Origin of the sequence: Actinomadura sp. DC4 (assembly GCF_030406325.1) — a bacterium.
Classification (GTDB): domain Bacteria; phylum Actinomycetota; class Actinomycetes; order Streptosporangiales; family Streptosporangiaceae; genus Actinoallomurus.
The window spans coordinates 142391-158882 of record NZ_JAUEQY010000017.1 but is presented as its reverse complement, the minus strand read 5'-3'; the positions used below and the strand labels follow the sequence as shown (position 1 = coordinate 158882).

At 76.6% G+C, this 16492-nt stretch carries 7 protein-coding genes; 2 read left to right on the top strand and 5 right to left on the bottom strand.

Going from position 1 to position 16492, the window contains the following annotated elements:
* Positions 1-13: 13 nt before the first annotated feature.
* Positions 14-634, bottom strand: coding sequence for a helix-turn-helix domain-containing protein (locus QWU11_RS27010; protein ID WP_290117226.1), 621 nt, complete (start codon positions 632-634; stop codon positions 14-16).
* Between the two features lie 68 nt (positions 635-702).
* Here QWU11_RS27010 and QWU11_RS27005 point away from each other — a divergent pair, with 68 nt between their 5' ends.
* Positions 703-1473 carry an SDR family oxidoreductase gene (locus QWU11_RS27005; protein ID WP_290117225.1) on the top strand — a complete coding sequence of 257 codons (771 nt, stop codon included), beginning with the start codon at positions 703-705 and terminating at the stop codon, positions 1471-1473.
* A 298-nt stretch (positions 1474-1771) separates the two neighbouring features.
* On the top strand, positions 1772-2587 hold the full coding sequence (locus QWU11_RS27000; RefSeq protein ID WP_290117224.1) for a nitroreductase/quinone reductase family protein: 816 nt from the start codon (positions 1772-1774) through the stop codon (positions 2585-2587).
* Here the strand turns inward: QWU11_RS27000 and QWU11_RS26995 are convergent.
* The 4 genes from QWU11_RS26995 to QWU11_RS26980 form a co-directional block, all read right to left on the bottom strand.
* Positions 2577-2963: a hypothetical protein gene (locus QWU11_RS26995; protein WP_290117223.1), complete on the bottom strand. Its 387-nt coding sequence runs from the start codon at positions 2961-2963 to the stop codon at positions 2577-2579. The genes QWU11_RS27000 and QWU11_RS26995 overlap by 11 nt on opposite strands.
* 122 nt (positions 2964-3085) lie before the next feature.
* Positions 3086-4123 carry a tyrosine-type recombinase/integrase gene (locus tag QWU11_RS26990; RefSeq protein WP_290117222.1) on the bottom strand — a complete coding sequence of 346 codons (1038 nt, stop codon included), beginning with the start codon at positions 4121-4123 and terminating at the stop codon, positions 3086-3088.
* A 187-nt stretch (positions 4124-4310) separates the two neighbouring features.
* Positions 4311-10088 carry a type I polyketide synthase gene (locus tag QWU11_RS26985; protein WP_290117221.1) on the bottom strand — a complete coding sequence of 1926 codons (5778 nt, stop codon included), beginning with the start codon at positions 10086-10088 and terminating at the stop codon, positions 4311-4313.
* 4 nt (positions 10089-10092) lie between these two features.
* Positions 10093-16464, bottom strand: coding sequence for a type I polyketide synthase (locus QWU11_RS26980; RefSeq protein ID WP_290117220.1), 6372 nt, complete (start codon positions 16462-16464; stop codon positions 10093-10095).
* Between the last annotated feature and the right edge of the window lie 28 nt (positions 16465-16492).

Here is a 16492-nt window from a genome sequence, read left to right as displayed (position 1 = left end):
GCCCCGTACGCCGTCACCGGGGTCCGGCGACGTCGTCGCCGAAGGCCGCGGCGAGCGCCTTCGCGATCAGGCCGGGCAGCTCGGTCCGCCCGTCGTCCCCGGCCCAGCGCACCAGCGCCGTGTGCAGGGCGGCCAGGCACGCGCTGGCCGCCGCCTGCGCCTGGAACGCCGCCTCGGGCTCGGTGACGCCGAGGGCCTCGACGATCGCCTGCTGCAGCGCGTAGTGGCCGTCCAGGTGCTTGGCCCGCAGGGCCGGCGTGGAGATCATGAGCCGGAGGCGGGCCAGCAGGAACCGCTCCTCCGCCGTCAGGCCGTCCCCGCGGGCGCCGCCGGTCAGCGCCGCGGCCGCGTCGACGAGCGCCCCGCCGATCCGCCGGACCAGGGGCTCCGCCGCGGACGACGCGGCGATCCGCTCGGCGACGAGCCGGCCGCGCTGGTCCACGAGCACCAGGTCCTCCTTCGTGGGGAAGTGCCGGTACACCGTCATCGGCGACACCCCCGCGGCCTCGGCGACGTCGGTCACGGTCGTGGCGCCGTACCCGCGCTCGGTGAACAGCCGCACCGCGTGCCCCTGGATCACGCGCTGGGTCTCGGCGCGCCGCTGCGCTCGCAGCGTCGGGTGCTGATCGGGCATGTGATAGACACTACCGCAGTGGTAGTTACTACCAGATCGGTAGTGACTAACGGATTGAGGTGGTCGACATGGGTGATCTGACCGGCAGAACGGCTCTGGTGACCGGAGCGTCACGCGGCATCGGGCAGGCGGTCGCGACCCGGCTGGCGGCGAAGGGAGCCGAGGTCGCCGTGCACTTTCACACCGACGAGGACGGCGCGGCCGCGACGGCCGCGGAGATCGCGCGTACGGGCGGGACCGCGTTCGCCGTCCAGGCCGAGCTGGGCGTGGACGACGACGTCTCGGCGCTCTTCGCCGGAGTCGAGGCCGGCCTGGCCGGGCGGCCGCTCGACATCCTCGTCAACAACGCGGCGGCCCCGCCCGCGGGCCCGATCGGCGTCACGACGCGGACCGAGTTCGACCACCTGTTCGCGGTGAACGTACGAGCGCCGTACTTCATCATCCAGCGGGCCCTGCCACTGCTGCGCGACGGCGGCCGCGTCATCACGATCTCCTCCGCCGCGACCCGGATGGCCAACCCCGCCCAGACCTCCTTCGCCATGACCAAGGGCGCGGTCGAGACGATGAGCATGACCCTGGCAAACGAGCTCGGAGTACGGGGCATCACGGTGAACGCGGTCGCCCCCGGAGCCACCCGCACGGCGACCAACGGGCCGGTCTTCGACACACCGGGCCTGACCGAACTCATCACCGGATCGACGGCGCTCGACCGTCTCGGCGGGCCCGGCGACGTCGCCGACGTGGTCGTGTTCCTCGCCACCGACGCGGCACGCTGGATCACCGGCCAGGTCATCGACGCGAGCGGCGGCCTGTTCCTCGGACCGCGCGCTTCGGGTTGACGGCCGCGCGGCCGCGGGACTGTAATGATCGGCGTGTCGTGTGACGCCGACCAGGAGGACGGCGGCGGGTGGGCGGCACCGTGAAACCGCAGGGGATGATGTCGTGACTTCTCACTTCACAGGCGACGCCTGACCTGAGCGCGCCCGCGCGTCGTCCCCGCGCCCGGCGGTGCCCCGGCACCGCCCGTTCTCCTGATCACGTTCCAGGCTCAGGCCCGGCGTGCGGTGCTGCCCCGCAACACCCCATCCGCACCGCGGCGTCCCCGCCGCGGCGATCAGTCACGCCTGGAGCACAGCAGTGGATTTCAACCAGCAGGTCATCGAGGAGTTCCGCGCCAACCACGGCCGTGTCGGCGGCCCCTTCGCCGGAGGACGGCTCCTCCTGCTCACCACCACCGGCGCCCGGACCGGCGCCCGCCGCACGACACCGCTCGCCTACCTGCCCGACGGCGCGCGGCGGCTCGTCCTCGCCTCCGCGGGCGGCGCCCCGGCCCACCCGGCCTGGTACCACAACCTCCTCGCCCACCCGCGCGTCACCGTGGAGGACGGGACCTTCACCTATGACGCCGACGCCGAGGCCCTGACCGGCGAGGAACGCGACCACCTGTTCGCCCGCGCCGCCGAGGCCGACCCCGGCTGGGCCGCCTACCAGGCCACGGCCGGCCGCACCATCCCCGTCGTCGCGCTGAACCCGCTCGGCGTCCCCCAGCCGGACGGCCCGCTCGGGGACTCCCTCAAGCAGATCCACGACGCCTTCCGCCGCGAACTGGCCCTCATCCACGCCGAGGTGGCCCGCTCCGGGCCGGGCGTGGGCGCGCAACTGCGCGTCAGCTGCCTCAGCCTGTGCGCGGGCCTCGGCCACCACCACGCGAGCGAGGACGGCCACCTGTTCCCCCACCTGGAGGAACACGACCCCGAACTCGCCCCCGTCCTCGCCGGCCTGCGCGAGGAGCACCGGGCCCTGGCCGCGCTCCTCACCTCGCTCGGCGAACTCCTCTCGGCCCCCCGTACGGACTCCGCCGCGCTCCTCGCGGAGGTGGACCGCGTCATCGCCGCACTCACCGCACACCTGGACCGCGAGGAGGAGCGCCTCGTGCCGATCCTCAACCGCTGACCGCCCCGGGAGAAGGCGGGTCGTCCGGGCGGCGACCGGACGACCCGCCGGGCAGTGGCCCGGGGGCGCCGGGACGCCAGGTCGCGGCGGCCGCACACCCCAGCACCAGCGCGTACGCGACGGCCATCGGCGGCAGGGCACGCGCCGGCCCGTACCGGTCGATCAACCCCGCCCGTACCGGAGCGAACACCGAGACGGTCAGCGCGAACAGCGCCATCACACCGCCCGCCGCCGCATACGACCCCGTCGCGGCGGTCAGCGCCAGGACGAGCGAGAGAGGGGCTATCCCGTAGGACAGCCGGCCCAGCAGGGCCGCGCCGAACAGCCGGCCGGCGTGCGGCGTGCGCAGGACGGCCAGGTACGAGGGCGAAGACATGAGACGTTCCTCAGAGGAAGGCGCCGCGCGCCGCGAAACGTGCACGGACGACCGGATGCGGGCCGCGCTCTAGATACAGATGAGGAACACGCCGGAAAAGCCGACACCCGGCGTGACGCCGCTCAGGGCAGGTGAAGGCGGTCGACGGCCTCGCGGCGGCGGCGCTGGGGCCGGCGGTCGTAGCGGGCCGTGGTCGCCGGGGAGGCGTGGCCGGCGAGCTGCTGGGCGGTGGCCAGGTCGACGCCCGCGTCCAGGAGCTCGCCGATGAACGTACGGCGGAAGTCGTGCGGGGTGTGCGGGTCCGCGCCCGCCTGCGCCAGGCGGCGGGCGACGATGCCGGCGATCGCCTGACCGGTCGGATGGGCGAGCCGCCCGTCGCGCGTACGGCAGCGCCCGCCCCTGCTGACCGGCGGGAACAGCGCGCCCGGCGCACGGCCGCGTACCGCGATCCAGGCGTCCAGGCGAGCCGCCGCCTCCACCGTCACATAGACCAGGCGCTCCTTGTCGCGCTTGCCGCGGACCCGCAGGGAACGCTCGGACGGGTCGTAGTCGGTCAGCGCCAGGCCCGCGATCTCCGCGCGGCGCGCTCCGGTGCTGAACAGCACACCGAGCAGCGCGGCGTCGCGCCGCCCGGCCGGAGTCGGGTCCTCGTCACAGACCGCCAGCGCCGCGCTCAGCGCCTGACCCGGCAGGTGGTGGCCGCGCGGGAGCCGGGAGCCCTCCACCGACTTCAGGTCGGCGGCCCGCTGGTAGTCCTCGGCGCTCATCAGCCCCAGCCGCCAGCACTCGCGCAGGACCTGCCGCAGGGCGACGAGATGCTTGTTGATCGAGGCCGGGGAGTACGCCGGTGTCCCGCTGTCGCCGGTACGCTCGCGCAGCTCGGCGCGGATCCGCGTCGTGTGCTCGTACCGCAGCATCCACCACGGGCGCCCCGCGCCCGTCACGCTCTCGTCCATCGCGACGATCTGGGCGATGCGGTCCAGGCAGCCGCGCATCGTACGGCGTGAGGAGGCGCTGTCGAGCCGGTCGAGGTAGACGCGGTACGGGTCGCGCTCGGGGTCATAGGACAGCGGCGTCACCGCCCGTCCCCACGCCTCGAGCACACCACCCGAGGCCGGTACGAGCCGCGAAGGCTCACCCGCCGTGCCGTACGGCCGCATCGCCGACCTCCTCCGCATCCGACCCGACGAACCTACCGTCACCATCGGACACCGATCCGCGCCGGCGCGGTACGCGAACCGCCCGCCCGGGAGCCGGTGGGGCCGGCCATCGAGGCACTCCCAGCAGATCGCCGAGGCGCGGCCCGCCCGGCGCTGGGCCGCGAACCGGCGGTTCCCTTCCCCGTCTCTACCCGGTGTTCGCGTCGAGCCAGGCGACGATCTCCCGCACGGTCGTCTCGGCTCGTTCCTCGATGATCGCGAAGTGGTCCCCCGGTACCTCCCGTGTCTCGTGGCCGCGGGCGGGCGCGCCGTCGCCGGTGAGCGGGTTCGCGGCCCGGAGGGCGAGGACCGGCGCGGACGGCGTCGGCGGTGTCCAGCCGGTGAGCAGGTCCAGGTAGTGCGCCATCGCGGTCAACCGGGCGTCGCCCGGCGGTGCGGGAGCGCGCTCGGCCAGCGCGTCGAACAGGGCGCCGCCCGCCTTCTCGGCCCAGCCGGGCCGGAGCGGGTCGCTGTCGATGAGCACGACGCCCCGCGGCGGCGTGCCGGCCGCCTCGAGCCGGTGCGCGACGGCCTGGGCGAGCACGCCTCCGGAGGAGTACCCGGCCAGCGCGTACGGCTCGCCCGCCGTGAGGTCCACGCAGCGGCCGACCTGCCCGGCCGCGGCGGCCACCGCGGCCTCGACGTCGGCCGGCAACGGCTCACCGGCCTCGAACCCGGACCAGCCCAGCGCCCACACCGCCCCCGGATACCCGCCGGCCAGCCGCGCGTACTGCTGCGGCCCCGACGTCACCAGCACGGCCGGCAGGCAGACCAGTGCGACGCCCGCGCCGGCCGCGGTGAGCGGCGTCGGCGAGCCGGAGGCCCGGCCCGGCTCGCCGAAGACCGGCCGGAACCGGGCCGCGCGTGCGAGCACGTCGAGGAACTCCGGTACGGCGCCGGTCTCACGCGCCCGCTCGAACATCGCCCCGAGCAGCCCGCCGGCCGCGCCGGCACCCGGGCCGGCGGGCAACGCCAGCTCCGCACGCAGGTGTTCGGCGAGCGCCGCCGGCGTCGGATGGTCGAACACCGCGGACGGTGACAGCCGCAGGCCGGTCGCCGCGCCGAGGCGGTTGCGCAGCTCGACGGCGGTCAGCGAGGTCATCCCGAGCTCGATCACCGGCCGGCCGGGATCCACCGAGCCGGCGTCACCGTGCCCGAGCACCGCCGCCACCTGCGTACGGACCAGCGCGAGCAGCGCACGCCCGGCCTCCCCGGGACCGGCGCCCGCGAGCCCGGCGGCGAACGCGCCCGGCTCACCGGCATCGGCCGGCGCGGGGCTCTCCGGCGCGACCTCGGCGAACGGACGCAACGCCGCCTCGGGCGTCCCTGCCGCCCGCAGGCCCGGTACGAGACGCCGCCAGTCCAGGCCCGCGACCACGACGTAGGGCTCCTCCGCCCGTACCGCCTGCTCGAACGCGGCGAGCGCGTCGTCGACGCGGACCGCCGACAGTCCGAGCCGGGCGAGCCGGTCATACCCGCCACCCGGTTCGGGTGGCCCGTCGCCCCACAGACCCCAGGCGACGGCGGTGGCGGGAAGCCCGCGAGCGCGGCGGTGGGCGGCGAGCGCGTCCGCGAACGTGTTCGCCGCCGCGTACCCGGCCTGACCGACACCGCCGAGCGCACCGGCCACCGAGGAGAACAGCACGAACGCGCGCAGGTCCAGGTCACGGGTCAGCTCGTGCAGATGCCAGGCCGCCGTCTTCGCGGCCAGCGTCCGCTCCACCCGGCCGGCGTCCCAGGAACCGAGGGGCGCCTCGTCGAGGAGATCGGCGGCGTGGACCACCGCGGTCAGCGGATGCTCGCCCGGGATCTCGGCGAGTACGGCCGCGAGCGCCGCACGGTCGGCGACGTCGCAGGAGACGACGGCGACGTCACGGCCCGGCCCGGCCAGCTCGGCGCGAAGCTCATCCGCGCCGGGCGCGTCCGGCCCGCCACGGCTCAGCAGGAGCAGCCGCCGCACCCCGGACCGGGTGAGCCACCGCGCCACCTCGGCCCCCCGTCCGCCGGTACCCCCCGTGACCAGCACCGTGCCCTCCCACGCCCCCGAACCGGGCGAGACGGGCGAAGCCGGCGTACGGTCGTGGGGCCGCGAACCCGAGACGGGGAGCGCCGGAAGAGCGACGCCATCCGATCGCGAGGCCGACCTGGCCACCGTCGCCGTGCCGTCGTAGGACCCCGAGCCCGTGCCGGGAAGAGCCGTGCCGGGAAGAGCCGTGCCATCCGATCGCGAGGCGGACCCCGGCACCGCCGGCGTGCGATCGGCGGCGGGCGAGGACGGAGACAGCGCGGCCCCGGCACCGTCCACCGGCGAACCGGGCTCCGGCGCCGCATCGGAAGGAGGCGGAACCGGCCGGCCCGGTGCCGCCGAAGCCACCACCCGACCCACCTCGTCCACTCCCGCCGAGACCGTCGGTGCGTTCCGGCCGATGGCCGGGCCCTCCGGGGGCGGCGCGGGGATCAGGCGGCGGGCGAGCAGGCCCGTCGGGCGGAGCGCGGTCTCGCCCTCGGGGACCGCGCCCGAGAACACGGCGGCGAGTCCTCGTCGCGTACGGTCGGCCGGCTCCGGCGGCAGGTCGACCGAGCCGCCCCACCGCTGCGGCTGCTCGACCGCGAGCGCCCGCCCGGCCCCCCACGCCGGAGCCTGCTCCGGAGCATCGAGAGCGTCGGTCTCCTCCGCCCGTACGGCACCCCTCGTGACCAGCCACAGGCGAGCGTCCGACTCCGCGTCCGCCATCGCCTGCGCCACCGCGATCACCAGGTTCGCGGTCGCGATGGCGCGCGCCGGCGGGTCCTCGCCCGGCGCTGCGGCGACCACGACGACGCCGTGCCACCCTCCCGGACGCAGGAGTTCGGCCAGTCGCGGACGGGAGGAGAACGGGACGACGGTCGCGGCACCCGGCGGCACGGCGGCGGCGCACAGCCCGGCCGCCTCCTCATCGGCACCGGTCGACAGCACCAGCCACCGGGCCCCCGGCGGGAACGGACCCGGTGCGGGATCGCCCAGCGGCCGCCAGGCCTCGCGGTACCGCAGGCCCCCGAGACGGCCGCGATCGGCACGCCGGCGGCGCCACTCCGCGAAGGCGGGCAGCACCGTGCGCAGCGCGGCGGCGCCCTCCGCGTCCACCCCGAGCTCGGCGGTCAGCGCCGCGGCGTCACCCGCCGCGACCGCCTCCCACAACGGCTCACCGGCATCGGCCGGACGAGGCGACGGGGACGGAGACGGCCAGAACCGGCGGCGCTGGAACGCGTACGTCGGCAGCGTCACCCGCCGCGCACCCGCATACAGCGAGGACCAGCGGACCGGCACGCCCGCGACCCACGCCTCCGCCAGCGACGTGTGCCACCGGAGCGGCCCGCCCGACTCACGCCGCAGTGTGCCCACCACGACGGCCGGGCGGCCCGCGTCCACGGCGGTCTCCTCGACGCCGTAGGTGAGCACGGGGTGCGGGCTGCACTCGACGAACGCGCCGTACCCGTCGGCCAGCAGGGCCCGCGTGGTGTCCTCGAAGCGGACGGGTTCGCGCAGGTTGCGGTACCAGTAGTCCGTGCTCAGCTCGCGGCCGGGCAGGAGGCCGCCCGTCACGGTGGAGTAGAAGGCGGTCGGCCCGTCCGAGGCCGCGACCTCGCCCAGTTCGGCGAGCAACCGGTCGCGCAGCGGCGAGACGCGGTCGCAGTGGGAGGCGTAGTCGACCGGGACGACGCGGGCGTGGATCGCCTCGGCCGCGCACGAGGCGACCAGAGCCGCCACCGCGTCCGGATCGCCGGAGACCACCACGCTCGACGGGCCGTTCACCGCCGCCACCGACACGCGCGGCCGGCTCTCCAGCCGCTTGGTCAGCTCCTCCACGCGCAGCCCGATCGAGGCCATCGCGCCCGTGCCGGACAGCGCGCGCAGCGCGCGGGAGCGTACGGCCACCACCCGCGCGGCGTCCTCCAGCGTCAGCACGCCCGCCACGCACGCCGCCGCGATCTCGCCCTGCGAATGCCCGGCGACCGCGTCCGGGACGACCCCGGCGGACTCCCACAGCGCCGCCAGCGCGACCATCACCGCGAACAGCACCGGCTGGACCACGTCCACGCGTTCCAGCGGCGGCGCGCCCTCGGCCGAGCCCAGCACGTCCAGCAGCGACCAGCCCGTCACCGGGTCCAGGGCCGCCGCGCACGCCTCCAGCCGCTCGCGGAACACCGGAGAGGCCGCCAGCAGCTCCGTCGCCATCCCGGCCCACTGCGACCCCTGCCCCGGGAACACGAACACCGTCCGGCCCACCGCGCCCGCGGTCCCGGTCACCACGTGATCGGCGGTACGGCCCTCGGCCACGGCGGCCAGGCCGGCCAGCAGTTCCGCCCGCCCGGCGCCGACGACGACCGCGCGTGAGGACAGCTCCGCGCGCGCCGTCGCGAGGGAGAAGCCCACGTCCAGCGGGTCGGGTGAGCCGGCGGAGGCCGCCAGCCGCGCGGCCTGGGCGCGCAACGCCCCGGCCGACCGCCCCGACACCGCCCACACCGGCGGCCCGGTACGCGGGGCGTCCGCGCCCGGCTCCTGCGCCGCCTCCTCGAGGATGACGTGCGCGTTCGTGCCGCTCACGCCGAACGCGGACACGCCCGCGCGGCGCGGCCGGTCGCCCCGGGGCCACGGCGACGGCTCGGTCAGCAGGCGTACGGCGCCGGCCGACCAGTCGACGTGCGGCGTCGGCTCGTCCACGTGCAGCGTGCGCGGCATCGAGCCGTGCCGCAGTGCCGTCACCATCTTGATCACGCCCGCGACGCCGGCCGCCGCCGCCGTGTGGCCGATGTTGGACTTGATCGAGCCGAGCAGCAGCGGGCGGTCCGCGGGCCGGTGCGCCCCGTACGTGGCGAGCAGCGCGCCCGCCTCGATCGGGTCGCCCAGCGTGGTTCCCGTGCCGTGCGCCTCCACGACGTCCACTTCGGGGGAGGCGACGCCCGCGTCGGCCAGCGCGGAGCGGATCACCTGCTCCTGCGCCGCGCCGCGCGGCGCGGTCAGGCCGTTGCTCGCCCCGTCCTGGTTGATCGCGCTGCCGCGCACCAGCGCCAGCACGCGGTGCCCGTGGCGGCGCGCGTCGGACAGGCGTTCGAGCAGCAGCAGCCCGGCGCCCTCACCCCAGCCCGTGCCGTCCGCCGCCGCGGCGAAGGACCGGCACCGCCCGTCCGGGGACAGGCCGCGCTGCCGCGAGAACTCCACGAACCCCGTCGGGGTGGCCATCATCGCCACGCCGCCGGCCAGGGCCAGCGAGCACTCACCGCGCCGCAGCGACTGCGCGGCCAGGTGCAGCGCCACCAGCGAGGACGAGCAGGCCGTGTCGACCGAGACGGCAGGGCCCTCCAGTCCGAACGTGTAGGCGATCCGGCCCGAGGCGACGCTCGCGACGTTGCCGGTCAGCCGCTGCCCCTCCAGCTCGGCCGGCGCGTCCGCGAGCAGCGCGCTGTACTCCCCGGCGCCGACGCCGGTGAACACCCCGGTACGGCTGCCGCGCAGCGCGGCGGGCACGAGGCCGGCGTCCTCGAACGTCTCCCACGCCACCTCCAGCAGCAGCCGCTGCTGCGGGTCCATCGCCAGGGCCTCGCGCGGGGAGATCTCGAAGAACGCCGCGTCGAAGTCGGCCGCGTCGTAGAGGAACGCGCCGTGGCGGGTGTAGGACGTTCCGGGCGCCTCCGGGTCCGGGTCGTACAGGCCCTCCAGGTCCCAGCCGCGGTCGGCGGGGAAGGCGCCCACCGCGTCGGCGCCGGAGGAGACCAGCTCCCACAGGTCCTCGGCGGACCGTACGCCGCCGGGGTACCGGCAGCCGATGCCGACGATCGCGACGGGCTCGCGGCGTTCGGCGTCCTTCAGCCGCCGCCGTGTCTCGTGCAGGTCGACGGTGGCCTTGCGGAGGTAGTCCCGCAGCTTGTCCTCGGTGCTCTGGCTCACTCCGTCACTCCCCCAGCGCCAGCTCGATCAGGCGGTCGGCGTCCACGTCGTCGAGATCGGAGTCGAGATCGGCATCGTCGGCCCGGTCGGCGGGCGTGACCCCGGACAGCTCCAGGAGCACGTCCCAGACCCCGGCCTCGCGCAGCCGCTGTTCGGGGATGGCCGCGATCGCCCGGCGTACCCGTGTCTCCTCGTCCTCGGCGGCCGGCTCGGGAGCGGCGTCGGGGACGAGCCCGGCCCGCAGCGTGGCGGCGAGCGCCGCCGGGTTCGGATGGTCGAACACCACCGTCGAGGCCAGCCGCAGGCCGGTGGCCGCGGACAGCCGGTTGCGCAGCTCCACGGCGGTGAGTGAGTCGAAGCCGACCTCCTTGAACGCCCGCTTCGGCTCGATCGCGGAGGCGTCGGCGTGCCCGAGCACCGCGGCGGCCTGCTCGCGGACCGTCTCGGTCAGCAGGTCCTGCGCCTGCGCCGCGCCGAGCCCGGCGAGCCGGGCGGCCAGGCCCGCCACGTCCGCGCCGCCGCCCGCCGTGCCCGCGGCGGCCCGGCGGCGTACCGGGCCGCCCGCCAGCTCGCCGAGCAGCGGAGGAACCGGCGCCGAGCGCAGCGCGCCGGTGTCGAGCCGTACGGCCATCGCCCAGGTGTCCTGGCGGGCCCAGGCCGCGTCCAGCAGCGCCAGGCCGCCCTCGGCCGGCAGCGCGCCGAACCCGCCGCGCGCCATCCGGGCCCGGTCGGCGTCGCCGAGGTCGCCGGTCATCCCGCTGGCGGGCTCCCACAGGCCCCAGGCCAGCGAGGTCGCGGGCAGCCCGGCGGCGCGCCGGCGGGCGGCGAGCGCGTCGAGGTAGGCGTTGGCGGCGGCGTAGTTGGCCTGGCCGGCGTTGCCGAGCGTGCCGGCGGCCGAGGAGAACAGCCAGAACGCCGCCGGCGGCCGGTCGGCGGTCAGCTCGTGCAGGTGCCAGGCGGCGTCGGCCTTCGGCCGGAGCACCGCGTCGAGCCGCTCGGGCGTCATGGCGGAAAGGACGCCGTCGTCGAGGACGCCCGCCGCGTGGACGACCACGGACAGCGGCCCGGGGACGCTTTCGAGCAGCGCGGCGACCTGGTCGCGGTCGGCGACGTCGCAGGCGACCAGCCGGGCGTCCGCGCCGAGTTCGGCCAGCTCCGCGGCGATCTTCTCCGCCTCCGGCGCGTGCGGCCCGCTCCGGCCGGCCAGCACGAGGCGCCGGACGCCGTGCTCGGTGACCAGGTGCCGGGCGACGAGACGGCCGAGGACGCCGGTGCCGCCGGTGATCAGGGCGGTTCCCTCGCCGCCGAGCGGGGGCGGCAGCGTCACGACGACCTTGCCGACGTGCCGCGCCTCGCGTACGTGCCGCAGCGCGTCGACGACCTCGGCGACCGGCCAGGCGGCCGTGGGCAGCACGGTCAGCGCGCCGGACGCGAACAGCTCCATCACCTCGGACAGGAGCTGCCCGATCCGCTCGGGGCCGCTCGTCAGGACCTCGTACGCGGTGTACGTCACCCCCGGGTGGTCGCGCGCCACCTGCTCGGCGTCGCGGATGTCGGTCTTGCCCATCTCCAGGAACCGGCCGCCCTCACCGAGCACCCCCAGAGAGGCGTCCACGAACTCCCCGGCCAGGGAGTTCAGCACGACGTCGAAGCGGCGGCCGCCGAACCTTCCCGCGAAGTCGAGCGTGCGCGAGGAGGCGATGTGGTCCTCGTCCAGGCCCATCGCGCGCAGCGTGTCCCACTTTGCCGGGCTCGCCGTCGCGTACACCTCGGCGCCGAGATGCCTCAGGAGCTGGATCGCGGCCATCCCGACGCCGCCCGCCCCGGCGTGCACCAGGACCGTCTCGCCGGGCCGTACTTCGGCGAGCTCGACCAGGCCGAGGTAGGCGGTCACGAACACCACGGGCACGCCCGCGGCCTGCTCGTAGGTCCAGCCGTCCGGGAAGCGGGCGGCGTAGCGGGCGTCGGTGACCGTCACCGGCCCCATGCCGCCGGAGAACATCGCCAGGACGCGGTCCCCGGGGGCGAGGCCGATGACGCCCTCGCCGACCGCCTCGACCACGCCGGCGCCCTCGGTGCCGATCAGGTCCTCGCCCGGGTACATGCCCAGGCCGATGAGCACGTCGCGGAAGTTCACCCCCGCGGCGCGTACGGCGACGCGTATGTGGCCGGGGCCGGGTTCGGCCGCCGCCTCGGGCACGGCGACCATCGCGATGTCGTCCAGGGTGCCCTTGCGGGTCGTGTCGACCCGCCAGGCGCGGCCGCTGCCCGGCGGGGGCGTCAGCGTCGCGGGCCGGCGCAGGCGGGGCGCGAGAAGCCGGCCGGCGCGGATCGCGACCTGCGGCTCGCCGCTCGCCAGGGCGGTGCGCAGCGCGCCGGACGGGACGTCGTCGGTGTCGAGGTCGGCGAGCAGGAACCGGCCCGGGTTCTCGGACTCGGCGCTGCGGACCAGGCCCCAGACGGCCGCGGCGGCCGGGTCGGGGGCCTGGCCGGGCTCGGTGGCGACCGCGTCGCGGGTCAGCACGACCAGGCGGGCGTCCGCGGCCCGCTCGGTGGCCAGCAGGTCCTGCAGGACCCGCAGCATCTCGTGCGCGGCGCGGCGCGCGGCGTCCGCGCTGTCGCCGCCGCGGGCGCGGACGAGCAGGACGGGGGGCACCTCCTCCGGCAGGTCGGCGACATTGGCGACGGCGACGGCGTGTTCCAGACCGGCCGGGTCCCCGATGACGCCCCAGGCTCCGGTCTCCCGCGCCTCGGCCTCGACGGGGTGCCAGCCGAGGCCGAGCAGGAGGTCCGGGGAGGCGGCCGTACGGCGCAGCGCCGCCGCGGCGACCGGCCGGACGACCAGGGACCCCACCGACAGGACCGGCGCGCCATCCGGGTCGAAGCAGGCGACCGCGAGGGTGTCGGTCCCGGTGAGCGTGATCCTTACGCGCAGCTCGGTGGCGCCGGAGGCGTGCAGGGTGAGCCCCTGCCAGGCGAACGGCAGCCGCGGCCCGGTGAGGTCCCGGCGGCCGCCCGCGGCGGCGTGCAGCGCCGCGTCCAGGAGTGCGGGGTGGATGCCGTACGTGCCCGGCTCCCCGTCCAGGGTCACCTCGGCGAAGATCTCCTCCTCCCGCCGCCAGGCCGACCGCAGGCCGCGGAAGGCCGGGCCGTAGTGCTGGCCCGCCTCCGCCATCGACGCGTACGCGAGGCCGACGTCGACCGGCGTGGCGCCCTCCGGCGGCCAGGCGCCGAGGCGCGGCGGGGCGGCCGGCGCGGCCGGGGCGAGCTCGCCGCTCGCGTGGGCGGTCCACGCGTCCCCGGTACGGGAGAAGACCTCGAACGAGCGGCGCCCGTCCTCGCCGGGCTCGCCGACGCGTACCTGCACGGTGGCCGCGCCGTGTTCGGGCAGCACGAGCGGCGTGGTGAGGACCAGCTCGGCCAGATGGGCGCAGCCGACCTGGTCGCCGACGCCCACGGCGAGCTCGGCGACGGCCGCGCCGGGAAGGATCACGGTGCCGAGCACGGCGTGGTCGGCCAGCCACGGCTCGTCTCCCAGGCCGATCCGGCCGCTGAACACCCAGCCGCCGCCGTCGGCGAGCCGCGTCGCCGCGCCGAGCAGCGGATGGCCGGCCGGCTCCAGGCCCGCGTCGGCGACGCCGGCGAGGAGGGGCGGCGCGTCGAGCCAGTAGCGGCGGCGCCGGAAGGCGTACGTGGGCGGCTCGAACCGGGTGCCGGAGCCGGGCGCCAGGGCGGTCCACTCGACCGCGACGCCCTGGACGAAGGCCTGGGCCAGGCCGGTCACGAGCGCCTCGGGCTCGGTACGGTCGCGGTGCGCGGTGGCCACCACGACCGGGGCCTCCTCCTCGAAGCAGTCGCCGACCATCGGGGTGAGCGTGGTGTCGGGGCCGACCTCGACGAACGCGGTCGCGCCCTGCCCGGCCGCCCGACCGACCGCGTCCGCGAACCGGACCGTCGCGCGGACGTTGCGGACCCAGTAGGCGCCGGTGCTCATCTCGCCGGGCCCGGCCGGTTCGCCGGTGACCGTCGAGATGATCGGGATGTCGGGTTCGCGGTAGGTGAGGCCGGCGGTGATCCGCCCGAACTCCTCCAGCATCGGGTCCATCAGCGGCGAGTGCGAGGGCCGGTCGACCCGCAGGCGCGTGGTCTTGCGGCCGCGCCCGGCGAGCGTCGCGGCGACCGCCCCGACGGCCTCCTCCGTGCCGGACAGCACGAGCGCGTTCGCGCCGTTGACGGCGGCGACGGCCACCTCGGCCTCCCGGCCGGCCAGCAGCGCGGTCACCTCGGGCTCGGCCGCCTGCACGGCGGTCATCGCCCCGGCGGGCAGCGCCTGCATCAGCCGGCTCCGGTGCACCACCAGCGTGCAGGCGTCCTCCAGGGACAGCACCCCGGCGACGTGCGCCGCGGTGACCTCGCCGAGAGAATGGCCGACCAGGACGCCGGGACGTGGGAGGAGGGTCTCCAGCAGCCGGTACAGCGCGACCTCGAACGCGAACGTCGCGTACTGCGCCCAGTCGAAGCGGCCGAGCCGGTCGTCCGCGCCGTCGATCGCCGCGCGCAGCGGCGCCTCCCCGTCCAGCCGCTCGTCCAGGGCGGCGCAGACCGTCTCGAAGGCCGCGGCGAAGACCGGGAAGCGCGCGGACAGCTCCCGGCCCATGCCGGCGCGGTGGCTGCCGCCGCCGGGGAAGACGAACCCGACCTTGCCCGCCGGCCGCGCCGCCCCGCGGACGAGCGCGGGATGCTCCTCGCCCCGCGCCAGCGCGCCGAGCGCCTCCATCAGGCCGGCCCGGTCGCGGCCGAGCAGGACCGCGCGGTGGTCCAGCAGCGCCCGCGTGCGCACCAGCGCGGACCCGACGCCGGCCGGGTCGGCGCCTTCCGGCACGCTCGCGGCGAGCCGGGCGGCCTGCGCCGGCAGCGCCGCGCCCGTACCGGCCGAGACGACCCAGGGCACGAGCCCCGGCGCGGCGGGTACGGCGTCGCCGGCGGGCTCGTCGGCGGCCTGCTCCAGGACCACGTGGGCGTTGGTGCCGCCGATGCCGAACGAGGAGACCGCGGCGCGGCGCGGCCGGTCGCCGTCCGGCCACGGCGCGGGCTCCCGCACGAGGCGGACCGCGCCGGAGTCCCAGTCCACGTGCGGGGAGCGCTCCTCGGCGTGCAGCGTGCGCGGCACCGTGCCGTGCCGCATCGCCATCACCATCTTGATCACGCCCGCGACGCCGGCCGCGGCCTGGGCGTGCCCGATATTGGACTTGATCGAGCCGAGCAGCAGCGAGCGGTCCGCCGGCCGGTCGCGCCCGTACGTGGCCAGCAGCGCCTGCGCCTCGATCGGGTCGCCCAGCGTCGTGCCCGTGCCGTGGCCCTCGACCACGTCCACGTCGGCGGTGGTCAGCCGCGCGTCCGCCAGCGCCGAGCGGATCACCCGCTCCTGCGCGGGGCCGTTGGGGGCGGTGATGCCGTTGCTCGCGCCGTCCTGGTTCACCGCCGAGCCGCGCATGACGGCCAGCACCCGGTGACCGAGCCGCCGCGCGTCCGACAGCCGCTCGACCAGGAGCCAGCCGGCGCCCTCGGCCCAGCCCGTGCCGTCCGCCGCCGCCGAGTAGGACTTGCACCGGCCGTCGGGGGCCAGGCCGCGCTGCCGGGAGAACTCCTGGAAGGAGCCGGGCGTCGCCATCACGGTCACGCCGCCCGCGAGCGCCATCGTGCACTCGCCGCGCCGCAGCGACTGCGCCGCCAGGTGCAGCGCCACCAGCGACGACGAGCACGCCGTGTCGACGGTCACCGCCGGGCCCTCCAGGCCGAAGGTGTAGGCGACCCGGCCGCAGGCCACGCTGCCCGCGCTGCCGGTGCCCAGGTAGCCCTCGAACTCGCCCGGCGCGTGGCCGAGCCGGCCGCCGTAGTCGAAGTACATGCACCCGGCGAAGACGCCCGTCGCGGTGCCGCGCAGCGAGGTGGGCGCGATGCCGGCCCGCTCGAACGCCTCCCACGCGCACTCCAGCAGCAGGCGCTGCTGCGGGTCGGTGGCGAGGGCCTCGCGGGGCGACATGCCGAACAGGCCGGCGTCGAAGTCGGCCGCGTCGTAGAGGAACCCGCCCTCGGTGGTGTAGCTGGTCAGCGGGGCGTCGGGGTCCGGGTCGTACAGGGCCTCCAGGTCCCAGCCGCGATTGCCGGGGAAGGGACCGACCGCGTCCACGCCCTCCTCGACCAGGCGCCACAGCGCCTCCGGTGAGTCGGCCCCGCCGGGGTAGCGGCACGCCATCCCGACGATGGCGATCGGCTCGTGGGCGGCGTCGTCGGCCTCGCGCAGCCTCGCGCGGGCGTCGTGCAGGTCGACGGTCATCCGCTTGAGGTAGCCGACCAGCTGAGAGTCTTCTGCCATCACGTTCCTCGTCTTCGTCGGAAGGGTG